Source organism: Mycobacterium sp. UM_Kg27 (assembly GCF_000972905.1).
Lineage (GTDB): Bacteria > Actinomycetota > Actinomycetes > Mycobacteriales > Mycobacteriaceae > Mycobacterium.
The window spans coordinates 1-12,140 of sequence record NZ_JRMM01000025.1 but is presented as its reverse complement, the minus strand read 5'-3'; the positions used below and the strand labels follow the sequence as shown (position 1 = coordinate 12,140).

Sequence of the window (12,140 nt, the reverse complement as noted above, 5' to 3'; positions counted from 1 at the left end):
ATGAGCTGCCCGTCAGCTCAGTACGGCAGAACCCCGGCGACGCAGCGACTCACATGCTGGCAGTAGTAGTGCCCGTAGAGCGGCGCAGCGGCGAGCGCGGCGGCGAACACCGCCGACATCAACGCGATTGCCACCGCCGACATCAGCGGTTTCTCCCCCACCATCGCCGCGATCACCCCGGCGACCACGCACACCGCGACATAGATCAGCACAACAAAGACGGCCGGCGTCTTGTCGGCCAGGCTGTACCACCAGGCGAAAAGGCCCAGGCCGATCCCGGCTGCCGGAATCCACACCGCCAACAGCACCAGGGCCAGCTGCCACCACTTCAGGTATTGATACTGACCGGTGAGGACCACCGGTTTGGGTGGTTTGGCCGCCGGCAGCGCGGACGGCGGCGTAGCGCTTTCCGGGTCGGCCCACGGAATCGGCTCGGCACCGGTGTGCGGTTCGTCCGGCGCCTCAGCCGGCCCGGGCAGCGGTACCGGGTGCGGCCCGGTGTCGAAGATCGGCGCCATATGCGGCTCGGTCATCGGCAGCGAGCCCGTGTCGGTGGTCTCAGACACCCGACACCACCTGAATCGCAGCCAGCGCGCCGAACCACCCGACCGCCATCGCGAGCAGAAACGCACCCAGGGCGACTACCCACCGGCGCGAGGAGACGAACACCAGCACCAGGCCCGCGATGCTGGGGGCGCCGAGCACCAGCGTGATCGCGACGTCCGGACGCAGCGGCGTGGTGATGACCAGGCTCAAGCCGATCCCGGCCAAGATGCCGACCGCTACGCCGACCAGCATGGCGCTGCTCAACAACCAAGGCCGTGGCAGCGGAATCACACCGACAGATTTTACGGCGTTCGCGCCGGTCAGCGTGGTAGCGACCCGGTGATCACCGGGACTGTTTCCAGCAGCGTGTTCTCGTCGCCGGTAAAGGCCCGGCTGCGCGTCAGAAACCGCATGCCCTCCGGCGCCTCCAGGCTGAACCCGGCCCCGCGGCCCGGGACCACGTCGATGATCAGCTGAGTGTGCTTCCACGCGGCGAACTGCGGGCCGGAGATCCAGACCGGCACTTCGATGCCGGCTCCCCCGTTTTCCAGGTCAAGTACACCGAGCAGCACATCGTGGTCACCGACGATGAAGTCGCCGTCGGGGTAGCACATCGGCGCCGACCCGTCGCAACAGCCACCGGACTGGTGAAACATCACCGGACCGTGGCGTGCCACCAGCCGCGCCAGCAGTTCGGCGGCGGCATCGGTGACCAGCACCCGGTCCGGTGCGTCCATCAGAGCATGCCCATCAAAAAAGACCCTGTGCCGTCTGCGAGTAGGACACCAGCAGGTTCTTGGTCTGCTGGTAGTGGTCGAGGACCATCTTGTGGTTCTCCCGGCCGATGCCGGACTGCTTGTAGCCGCCGAACGCCGCGTGCGCGGGATAGGCGTGGTAGCAGTTGACCCACACCCGTCCGGCCTGGATGTCGCGGCCGGCCCGGTAGGCGGTGTTGCCATCGCGGCTCCATACCCCGGCGGCCAGCCCGTAGATGGTGTCGTTGGCGATCGCGATCGCGTCGTCGTAGTCGGTGAAAGACGTCACCGAGACCACCGGGCCGAAGATCTCCTCCTGGAAGATGCGCATCTTGTTGTGCCCGGCGAAGATCGTCGGCTGCACGTAATAGCCGCCGGACAGGTCACCGCCCAGCTCGGCGCGTTCGCCGCCGGTGACGGTGGTGGCGCCCTCATCCTTGCCGATGGCGATGTAGGACAGGATCTTCTCCAGCTGATCGTTGGAGGCCTGCGCCCCGATCATCGTGGAGATGTCGAGCGGATCGCCCTGGCGGATCGCCTTGGTGCGGATCGCGGCCAGTTCCAGGAACTCGTCGTAGATGGGGGCCTGGACCAAAGACCGCGACGGGCAGGTGCACACCTCGCCCTGGTTGAGGGCGAACCCGGCGAAGCCTTCCAGTGCCTTGTCCTGGAAGTCGTCGTTGGCGGCGAGCACATCGGAGAAGAAGATGTTGGGACTCTTGCCGCCCAGTTCCAGGGTCACCGGAATGATGTTCTGGCTGGCGTACTGCATGATCAGCCGGCCGGTGGTGGTCTCGCCGGTGAAGCCGATCTTGGCGATCCGGTTGCTGGTCGCCAGCGGCTTGCCCGCCTCGACACCGAAGCCGTTGACCACGTTGACGACTCCCGGCGGCAGCAGGTCGCCGATCAGGCTCATCAGGAACAAAATCGAGGCGGGGGTCTGCTCGGCCGGCTTGAGCACCACCGCGTTGCCGGCGGCCAGGGCCGGCGCCAGCTTCCAGGCGGCCATCAACAGCGGGAAGTTCCACGGGATGATCTGGCCGACGACGCCCAGCGGCTCGTGGAAGTGGTAGGCGACGGTGTCGTTGTCGAGCTGGCTCAGCGCACCCTCCTGGGTGCGGATCGCCGCGGCGAAGTAGCGGAAGTGATCGGCGGCCAGCGGGATGTCGGCGGCCAGGGTCTCCCGCACCGGCTTGCCGTTGTCCCACACCTCGGCGACCGCCAGCTCCTCGCGGTGTTGGTCGATCCGGTCGGCGATCTTGGTCAGAACGTCCGCCCGTTCGGCCGGGGACGCCTTGCCCCACGCCGGCGCGGCGGCGTGCGCGGCGTCGAGCGCCAGGTCGATGTCGGCCGCCGTGGAGCGGGGGATCTCGCAGAACGGCTGACCGGTGACCGGTGTGGTGTTCTCGAAGTAGCCACCGCCGACCGGCGCCACCCACTGCCCCCCGATGAAGTTCCCGTAGCGGGATTCGTAGTTCATCAGCGCGCCTGCAGAACCCGGACGTGCGAAAACGGTCATCGATGCTGCTCCTTAGCCGTGGGTGTTGCTCACCTCACATTACCGTCGTGGTCACAATGGCTGCTATGTCTACCCGGCCTGCTGAGGACTTTGACGACCCGTACCTGTGGCTGGAGGACGTCACCGGCGAGCAGTCACTGGACTGGGTGCGCGCCCACAGTGATCCGACCGTCGAGGAGTTCGCCGGCGACGCCTTCGAAGCGATGCGCGCCGCCGCGCGCGAGGTGCTCGACACCGACGCGCGTATCCCCTACGTGCGACGTCGTGGCGAGTACCTCTACAACTTCTGGCGCGATGCCGCCAACCCGCGCGGGTTGTGGCGACGCACCACCTTGGACAGCTACCGCACCGACAGCCCGGAATGGGATGTGGTCATCGATCTCGACGAGCTGGCCCGCGCCGACGACGAGAACTGGGTTTGGGGCGGCGCGAACGTGATCGAACCCCACCACACCCGGGCCCTGATATCGCTGTCCCGGGGCGGATCGGACGCCGTGGTGGTGCGTGAATTCGACATGGCGACAAGGGAATTCGTAGGAACCGACGGCCAGGGCTTCGAGCTTCCCGAGGCTAAGACGCGAATCGGATGGGAGGACGACGACACCGTCCTGGTGGGCACCGATTTCGGCGCCGACTCGCTGACCGACTCCGGCTACCCGCGGATGGTGAAGCGATGGCGCCGTGGCCAGGAGCTGGCGCAGGCCGAGACGGTGTTCACCGGGTCGGCCACCGATGTGGTGGTCGCCGCGGGCCGCGACCGCACACCGGGATTCGAACGAACCCTGGTGTCGCGGGCGATCGACTTCTTCAACGACGAGGTCTATGAACTGCGCGAGGGCGAGCTGATCCGCATCGACGCGCCTACCGACGCCTCGGTGTCGGTACATCGGCAGTGGCTGCTGATCGATCTGCGCACCGACTGGGATACCGGCACGGCGTCGTATCGGGCCGGTTCGTTGCTGGCCGCGGACTACGACGAATTCCTCGCCGGCACAGCGCAGTGCAGCGTCGTCTTCGAACCCGACGCCCACACCGCGCTGCATCACTACGCGTGGACCCGCGATCGCCTGATCCTGGTCACCTTGCACGACGTGGCCAGCCGAGTGGAAGTGGTCACGCCTCCCAACTGTGACGACCCGCTGCGCCCGGCTTCGCCGCGCTTGCGATCGTCACGCGGAGACTGGCAGCGGCGACCGGTTGCCGAGGTCCCGGCCAACACCAACACCGTGATCGCGGCCGCCGACGATACCGGCGACGAGATCTTCTTGGACTCAAGCGGGTTCGACCGCCCGTCGCGACTGTTGCACGGCCCCGTGGACGGAACGCTGACCGAGATCAAGTCTGCTCCGGCGTTTTTCGATGCCGACGGGCTCGACGTCAGCCAGTACTTCGCCACCTCGAAAGACGGCACCGCGATTCCGTACTTCGTGGTGCGCCCGGCGAATGCGACCGGCGCGACGCTGCTGGGCGGCTATGGCGGTTTCGAGGTGGCACGCACTCCGGGTTATGACGGTGTGCTGGGCCGGCTGTGGCTGGAGCGCGGCGGTACCTACGTGCTGGCCAACATCCGGGGCGGCGGTGAGTACGGGCCGGGCTGGCACACCCAGGCGATGCGTGCCGGACGGCACCTGGTGGCCGAGGATTTCGCCGCGGTGGCAACGGATCTGGTGGACCGCGGTATCACCCGTGTCGAGCAGCTCGGCGCCGTGGGCGGCAGCAATGGTGGGCTGCTGATGGGCATCATGCTCACCGCCTACCCGCACCTGTTCGGCGCGCTGGTATGTCAGGTCCCGCTGCTGGACATGCGCCGCTACCACCTGCTGCTCGCCGGTGCGTCCTGGGTTGCCGAGTACGGCGACCCTGACGACCCCGCCGAGTGGGAGTTCATCGGTGAATACTCGCCCTACCAGAACATTTCAGCCGATGCCGACTACCCGCCGGTGTTGATCACCACCTCCACCCGCGACGACCGGGTGCATCCCGGGCATGCCCGCAAGATGACAGCGGCATTGCGGGACGCCGGGCATCGGGTCTGGTATTACGAGAACATCGAGGGCGGGCACGGCGGTGCGGCCGACAACGCCCAGGCGGCGTTCAAGTCGGCGCTGAGCTTTTCGTTCCTGTGGCGGATGCTGGGCGAGCAGAGCTGACCTACCCGTTGGCCAGCCCTTCCCGGCCCATGTTGCGGACCCAGTCAGTGCGCAACTCCTGCGCGTAGCCGTCCTGGCGCATGCGCAGGTCGGCGTAGGCCAACATCTGCGCACAACGGACCACTCCGCACACGACCGGGGAGGCGATGACGGCCACCGCCCAGCTGACCTTGCATAGCATCACCACCGGTACCAGGCCGGTGATCCACACCAGATTGATGGCGAGAATCCTGCCGACGGCGTGTTTGCCCAGCTCGATCGAACGCCGGAACGAGTCGATCACCGCTCGCTGTTCGAGAACCAGGATGACCGGCGCCAAACTCAACAGGATCGAGATGATCGCCCATGCGATGGCGCACACCACCACGATGGGTAGCAATGCGGCGTAAAAACCCGTGAAAAACGCGCTGACCTGAACCAGCAGCCCCGCCGCCCCGATCAGGCAGTAGGCGATGATCAGCCGGCCTACCGCATACTTGCGTTCCGTCGCCCCCCAGAACACTTCATCGAATCGGATCCTCTCGCCGCGCACTGCTTTGTCGGCGGCCTGTGCACCCACGCTGATCAGCAGCCCATCGCCGGGAAAGAGCACCGCGCCAAACGCCGTGAGCACCACCAGGATCAGCGCGATCGCGCCGGGCCGAAGATAACCGTCACCGGCCAGCAGCAGGTCCACGATCTGCGGCGACCCCATGACCTTTCCGACCGCATACAGGATTGCAGCGAGCGCCACCACGAACCCGGTGTGTATGACTGCCGGAACTCCGACCAGGGTCGGCCAGTTCCGCAGCACGATCTTGACCGCCCCGCGGTACAGCTCGGCAATGGTCATGGGACGAAACGGGATCGGCGGGTGGCGGTCGATGACACCGGGCCGGTTGCGCGGTAGCGCCCACCCTCGCCTCGCCAGGAATTCCTCGACGTCGGCGGGCCAGCAGGCCCGGCGCGTCCGGGTGTAGCAACCCGCCCACCCGTAGCAGGCAGCCACACCCCAGCAGGGGACCCCCGGCCAGGTCAAGATCGCCAGCACGATCCACAGCCCGGCCAGCGCATGCATCGCGTGGTGGGGCCGCAGGTCGAATCGAACCCACCCAGGTTCGTTCGCCGAACCGCCACCCGTCGTTCGCACGTTGTTCACCAAAGCATGGCAACCGGCCAGACTCAAGTCGACCGACCGCTCGCGCGACCTTCAGGCCTTGCGCAGCCCGCCGGCCAACGCGATACCCACCCCCACCAGCACCAATACCGCACCAGTGGCCAGGGTCAGGTTGAGCCAGAGGTGCAGGCTCCCTTCGGCCACATCGGCAAGGGCATCGGTGATCCGGCGAATGTCGCCGGTCGCCTGGCTGAGCACCTGGTTGAGGAGACGTCGCGCCACTTCGACACCCGACCAGCCGACTGCGCCCACCAGCAGCGCCGAAACACCCAGGCTCGCCAAGGCCCGACCGCGGTGGCGTGCCGCGACCACCGTCAGAACCGCACACAACCCGGCCATGGCACCCAGTACAACGGTGAGCAACGGGCCCCACACCGCGAGCCGGTGCAGCCCGGCCGGGCGCATCACCTCGGTAGAGGTCGATGTCAACGGCACCGTCAACGAGGCCGGCAGCGTGACGGGGTAGTCGGCCAGCAGTTGGGCGAACGCGTCGCTGCGCAGCATCGGCATCACGTCGATCTCCCACGGGCCGGGGTCGCCGACGTTGAGCAACCAGGCATGCCCGTCCCGGTTGACCTGAACGAACTGAGCCGGAAACGCCGGCCCCGCAGTGTATTCGCGAGCCGCCGCGCGGGCCTCTGCGGGATCGATGGGCAAGCCGCTCCCCCGGATCAGCTGCACTGTCTGGGCGCTGAGTTCAGCCGCAACCGCATCTTGGAGGGCGGGTACGGCCGCGGCCCGGGCCGCCAGTCGAGCGTAACCGTCGGCATCGATGAGGTTGTACTGCGCCCACGCGGTCGGTAGCGCCACCGCAAGGGTTGCGGTGGCCAGCAACCAGAACAGCGCCGCCGAGAAGAGCCGCACTATTTCGCGGTACGGCGCGGACGGGCCAACACGATCCGGGTGAGCAACCGGTTGGTACGAGCCAGCGTGGCCAGCGAGTTGTGGTAGTAGTTACCACCCGCGCCGACGTTGGTGCGCGGCACAACGACGGTCTCCTGCCGGCAGAACTTGCGGATGCCGTCTTCGCCGCCGAAGCGCGCCCCGATACCCGAGGTCTTCCACCCGCCCATCGGTGCCGTTGTGCACATCAGGTTGGAGATCACGTCGTTGACGTTGACCGCGCCGCAGTCCAGCTGCAGCGCAATGTCCTTCGCCCGTGCGACGTCTTTGGAGAACACCGACGCGCTCAGCCCGTACGGGCTGTCGTTGGCGAGCCGGATCGCCTCCTGCACGCTTTTGACCTTCATGATCGGCAGGGTCGGTCCGAAGGTCTCTTCGGTCATGCAGGCCATCGAGTGGTCGACGTCGACCAGCACGGTGGGCGGGTAGAAGCTGCCGGGTCCGGTAGCGCGTTCCCCGCCGGTCAGCGCGCGCGCCCCGGCGGCCACGGCTTCCTTGACGTGCCGCTCGGTGACGGACAGTTGCTGGTCGCTGATCAGCGCCCCGAAGTGCTTGCCCTCGCCGGTGCCCACCTGCAGCGCCTCGACGTCGCGGACCACCGCGGCAACGAACTTGTCGTAGACGGGTTCGAGCACGTACACCCGCTCGACCGATACGCAGGTCTGGCCGGCGTTGAACATCGCGCCCCAGACCGCGGCGTGCGCAGCCAGGTCGATGTCGGCGTCCTCGCAAACGATCATCGGGTCTTTTCCGCCCAGCTCGAGGCTGACCGGCACCAGCCGGCCGGCGGCCCGCTCGGCGACCTTGCGCCCGGTGGCGGTGGAGCCGGTGAACTGCACGTAGTCGGAGTTGTCGATCACCGCTTCGGCGACCTCGCGCGCACCCTGCACCACCGCGAACACATCCGGCGCCCCGGAGGCCAGCCAGCCTTTGCGAAGCAGTTCGGCGGTCAGCGGGGTCTGCTCGGACGGCTTGAGCAGCACCGCGCACCCGGCCGCCAGCGCGCCGATCGCGTCCATCAAGGCGTTGGCCACCGGGTAGTTCCACGGCGCGATGACGCCGACTACCGGCCGGGGCCGGTAGTGGATGGTGATCTTTTTGACCTTGAGCACCGGGGTCGACGCCGGCCGGGTCTCGGGGGCCACCGCCTTCTCCATCACCTTGATCACGTAGGACAGGATCATGATCAGCAGGGGGACTTCCTGGGCGGCGTCGGTGCCAGACTTGCCGGTCTCGGCGATCAGCAGCTTCTCGATCTCGTCCCGGTTGTCGCCGAGCCACAACGCGAAGCGGGCCAGCGCCTTGGCCCGGCCCTTGGCGCCGCGGCGCTCCCACTCGCGCTGTGCGGTGCGCAGCCCGGCGGCGATCGCTTCGACGTCAGCAGGGTTGGTCCACTGCACCTCGCCGGCAGCCTGCCCGGTAGCGGGGTTGGACACGGTTCCGGTGCCGGTGAAGGCGGCGACTGAGTTGGTGGCGGTCATGGCGCCATGCTAGTCCGGGTTGTGACCCGGATCGCACCGGGCCTCGACACGTGTCAAGTCTGACGAGCTTGTTCTTTTAAGCCCCGCAGGTACGCGGCCTGCCCCAGATGCTGAGCACAGTCATCGATGATGCTGACCAGCCGGACCCCCGCCGTCACCGGCGGATCCCAATGGGTGTCGACGACCCGAGCCAGCTCGTCTGCGGTGACGGTGTCGAGGTACCCCAGGGTCAACTGGTGCACCTCGCGGTAATAGCCGGCCAGCAGGTCTGCCGGGGCGTGGACCTTGGCGACCTCGGCGGGGCTGTGCCCGTAGCCACTGTCATCACGCGGCAGGTCCAGGCCGAACCGGTCCACCCAGCCGTCGCGGGTCCACACCTGCTCGACGCCGGCGACCTGGGCGATCTGAATGTCCTGCACCCGCGCGCTGTGCCAGAGCAGCCACGCGATGCTGTTGGCCTGCGCCGTGGGCCGATAGTCGGCCACCTCATCGGTGAGGCCGTCAGTGAGTTCGTCGGCGTGCTCGATCAGCCGGGTGAATGCGTCGCGGAGCAGCACTTGCAGAGCGGCGGTTGTATCGTTCTCCGTCATACCGCCCGACGCTACGCCTGGTGGCAGACCGCCTCGACGTTGTTACCGTCCGGATCGCGGACGAAGGCGCCGAAATAGCCGGGGTGGTACTCGGGCCAGAGCCGCGGCGCATGCAGGGGTTCGGCACCCAATCGCACGGCGGTGTCGTAGAACGCCTGGACTTGGTCGCGGTCGGCGGCGCTGAATGCGAGGTGGACCTCGCGGTTGGGACCGGAAGCGTCGCCCGCGTTGGCGTCGGCAATCCAGAAGTCGGGGGCGCAGTCGCCACTGCCGTAGCCGATGGCCACGCCGACGTCCATCTTCCGGCTGTAGCCGAGCACGTCGAGCACCGCGTCGTAAAACTCCTGCGATCTGGCGTAGTCGCTGCAGTTGATGCCCACATGGTCGATCACGGAATACATCCTGGCATGTGGAACCGCCGGGTCGTAGATTAACTAGATGAGCCTCGACGTCGTGGTCCGCAACGGCACGATTGTCGATGGACTGGGCGGCCACCCCTACGTCGGGGACGTTGGGATTCGTGACGGCGTCATCACCGAGATCGGCGAGGTATCCGGGGATGCGAATCGCGTGATCGATGCGACCGGACTGCTGGTCACACCGGGTTTCGTCGACCTACATACGCACTACGACGGGCAGTCCATCTGGTCGGACCGACTCAATCCTTCCTCGGCACATGGCGTGACCACCGCGCTGATGGGCAACTGCGGGGTGGGCTTCGCACCGTGCCGGACCGAAGACCACGACGTGCTGGTGGATCTGATGGCCGGCGTCGAAGACATTCCCGGTGTGGTGATGACCGATGGGCTGCCGTGGACCTGGGAGACCTTCCCGCAGTTCATGGATGCCGTCGACAGGCGCCGTCGCGATATCGATGTCGCCGCTTTTCTGCCGCATTCACCGCTGCGGGTCTACGTGATGGGCCAGCGCGGCGTCGACCGCGAACCGGCTACGCCCGAAGATCTGGCGCAGATGCGCCGGCTGGCCCAAGAGGCCGCTGAGGCTGGCGCACTGGGTTTCTCGTCCTCACGGCTGATGACCCACCGCACTACGACCGGCACCCAGATCCCCAGTTACGACGCCTCCCACGCCGAGATACTCGCGATCAGCCGCGGCCTGGCCGACGGCGGAGGCGGTTTGATCCAGTTCGTCCCGGATCTCCCCGAAGGCACCTACCAGCCTGTGCTGCAACAGGTTTTCGATGCGGCTACCGAAGCGGGCCTGCCCGTCACGTTCAGTTTGCTGATCGGCAACGCCGGCGCACCGCTCTGGCGCGATGCCATGGCCATGGTGGAGAAGGCCAATAGATCCGGCGCCGCAATCACCGCGCAGATATTCCCCCGCCCGATCGGGCTGATGGTCGGACTGGACCTGAGCATCCACCCCTTCGTGCTCTACCCCAGTTACCAGAAAATCGCTGATCTACCGCTGCCGGAGCGGGTTGCTGAGATGCGCAAACCCGAAGTACGGCAACAGATTCTGTCCGACCACCCCACGATCGTCCCGACCAATCCGCTGGCCTACTTGGCCCAATCCTGGGATTGGACGTTCCCGCTCGACGATGACCCGGACTACGAGCCAGATCCGTCGAAGAGCATTGCGGCACGAGCCAGAGCGCGCGGCGTCTCCCCGGCCGAGGAGGCATATGACCGGCTGCTCGACGACGACGGGCAGGCGATCCTGCTCGACGCGCTGGCCAATTTCGAAAATAACTCGCTGGACACCGTCAACGCCCTGATGCGCCGCGACGATGTCGTGCTGGGCCTGGGAGACGGCGGCGCGCACTACGGAATGATCTGCGACTCCAGTTTTCCCACCTATGTGCTGACCCATTGGGCCCGGGACCGCGCGACGGGCCGACTGAGCGTCGAAGCGGCGATCCGCGAACTGACGTCCACGCCGGCAAGGATCGCCGGACTCGAGGACCGGGGCCGCATCGCGGTGGGCTACAAGGCCGATCTCAATGTCATCGACCACCAGAACCTGCGACTGCACAAGCCGGTGGTCACCTATGACCTCCCCGCCGGGGGACGCCGACTGGATCAGACCGCCCTCGGCTACGTCGCGACGATCGTCTCCGGCGAGATCATCGCCGAGAACGGCAACCCCACCGCGGCCCGGCCCGGCAGGCTGGTGCGCGGTCGCCAACCCGCGCCGTCCCAACCATCCGCGGAGCTCACTGGGCGTACCGTTTGACGGTGTGACCGAGCCTCCCGAGCCCAAATACACCCACGGCCACCACGAATCGGTATTGCGTGCCCATCGCTCCCGTACCGCACAGAACTCCGCGGCCTATCTGGTGGGATCGCTGGCGCCGGGCTTGCGGTTACTCGACGTCGGCTGCGGGCCGGGAACCATCACCGTGGACCTGGCCTCCCTCGTCGCACCGGGCCGAGTGACCGCCATTGAGCCGGTCCCCGAGGCACTGGATCTGGCCCGCGACTGCGCACGCGAGCGAGGGCAGCTCAACATCGACTTCGTGGTGGCCGACGTGCACGCATTGCAGTTCGGCGACAACAGTTTTGACGTGGTGCATGCCCATCAGGTGCTCCAGCACGTTGCCGACCCGGTGACCGCGTTGACCGAGATGCGCCGGGTGTGTAAGCCCGGCGGGGTGGTGGCCGTGCGCGACAGTGACTACGCGGCGTTCACCTGGTATCCGGCGTCGGCAGAGTTGGACGACTGGCTGCGTCTGTACCGTGGCGCCGCGCGAGCCAACGGCGGCGAGCCCGACGCGGGCCGGCATCTGCTGGCCTGGGCGCACGCGGCCGGGTTCACCGACATCACCCCGACAACCAGCGCGACGTGTTACGGCACACCCGCCGAGCGGGAGCACTGGGGCGGCATGTGGGCCGACCGGATCCTGCAGTCGGCTATCGCCGAGCAACTGCTGGACAGCGGTGCCGCCGATCAGGCCAAGCTGCAGGCGATTTCGCAGGCATGGCGGAGCTGGGCCGCTCACCCCGACGGCTGGCTGGCCCTGCTGCACAGCCAGCTCCTGTGCCGGGTATGACGGCTTAGAGCAAGCGTTTCGGCGGGG

12 protein-coding genes are annotated in these 12,140 nt (G+C 67.2%); 3 read left to right on the top strand and 9 right to left on the bottom strand.

All coding sequences use genetic code 11. From position 1 onward, the window contains the following. Positions 1 to 17 precede the first annotated feature (17 nt). From LI94_RS06390 to LI94_RS06375, 4 genes are read right to left on the bottom strand one after another with little or no spacing between them, the layout of a single operon-like run. Positions 18 to 566, bottom strand: coding sequence for a hypothetical protein (locus LI94_RS06390; RefSeq protein WP_024444022.1), 549 nt, complete (start codon positions 564 to 566; stop codon positions 18 to 20). Continuing rightward, positions 559 to 837: a putative holin gene (locus LI94_RS06385; RefSeq protein WP_081654652.1), complete on the bottom strand. Its 279-nt coding sequence runs from the start codon at positions 835 to 837 to the stop codon at positions 559 to 561. Before LI94_RS06385 ends, LI94_RS06390 begins: the two co-directional genes overlap by 8 nt. A gap of 29 nt (positions 838 to 866) precedes the next feature. Then, the gene (locus tag LI94_RS06380; RefSeq protein WP_046300663.1) at positions 867 to 1,283 is read right to left on the bottom strand and encodes a DUF779 domain-containing protein; all 417 of its coding nucleotides are present in this window, start codon (positions 1,281 to 1,283) and stop codon (positions 867 to 869) included. A 13-nt stretch (positions 1,284 to 1,296) separates the two neighbouring features. Next, entirely contained in the window at positions 1,297 to 2,820 is a 1,524-nt protein-coding gene (locus LI94_RS06375) for an aldehyde dehydrogenase family protein (RefSeq protein ID WP_046300662.1), read from the bottom strand. Between the two features lie 65 nt (positions 2,821 to 2,885). Here LI94_RS06375 and LI94_RS06370 point away from each other — a divergent pair, with 65 nt between their 5' ends. After that, a complete protein-coding gene (locus tag LI94_RS06370) occupies positions 2,886 to 4,970 on the top strand; it encodes a prolyl oligopeptidase family serine peptidase (RefSeq protein ID WP_164517968.1) in 2,085 nt (694 codons plus the stop codon). 1 nt (position 4,971) lies between these two features. Here LI94_RS06370 and LI94_RS06365 read toward each other — a convergent pair whose 3' ends face one another. From LI94_RS06365 to LI94_RS06345, 5 genes are read right to left on the bottom strand one after another with little or no spacing between them, the layout of a single operon-like run. Beyond that, complete coding sequence (locus LI94_RS06365; RefSeq protein WP_046300660.1) at positions 4,972 to 6,108, bottom strand: hypothetical protein; 1,137 nt, start codon at positions 6,106 to 6,108, stop codon at positions 4,972 to 4,974. A gap of 51 nt (positions 6,109 to 6,159) precedes the next feature. After that, entirely contained in the window at positions 6,160 to 6,990 is an 831-nt protein-coding gene (locus LI94_RS06360) for a hypothetical protein (protein ID WP_024440085.1), read from the bottom strand. Beyond that, on the bottom strand, positions 6,990 to 8,510 hold the full coding sequence (locus LI94_RS06355) for an aldehyde dehydrogenase family protein (RefSeq protein WP_046300659.1): 1,521 nt from the start codon (positions 8,508 to 8,510) through the stop codon (positions 6,990 to 6,992). The genes LI94_RS06360 and LI94_RS06355 overlap by 1 nt, the downstream gene beginning before the upstream one ends. 53 nt (positions 8,511 to 8,563) lie before the next feature. After that, a complete protein-coding gene (locus LI94_RS06350; RefSeq protein ID WP_024440087.1) occupies positions 8,564 to 9,100 on the bottom strand; it encodes a mycothiol transferase in 537 nt (178 codons plus the stop codon). Positions 9,101 to 9,111: 11 nt separating this feature from the next. Continuing rightward, the gene (locus LI94_RS06345; protein ID WP_024440088.1) at positions 9,112 to 9,492 is read right to left on the bottom strand and encodes a VOC family protein; all 381 of its coding nucleotides are present in this window, start codon (positions 9,490 to 9,492) and stop codon (positions 9,112 to 9,114) included. Between the two features lie 46 nt (positions 9,493 to 9,538). Here LI94_RS06345 and LI94_RS06340 point away from each other — a divergent pair, with 46 nt between their 5' ends. Beyond that, the gene (locus LI94_RS06340) at positions 9,539 to 11,296 is read left to right on the top strand and encodes an amidohydrolase family protein (RefSeq protein ID WP_046300658.1); all 1,758 of its coding nucleotides are present in this window, start codon (positions 9,539 to 9,541) and stop codon (positions 11,294 to 11,296) included. 4 nt (positions 11,297 to 11,300) lie between these two features. Then, positions 11,301 to 12,113, top strand: a complete 813-nt coding sequence (locus tag LI94_RS06335; protein ID WP_046300657.1) for a class I SAM-dependent methyltransferase — start codon at positions 11,301 to 11,303, stop codon at positions 12,111 to 12,113. The last annotated feature ends 27 nt before the right edge of the window (positions 12,114 to 12,140 follow it).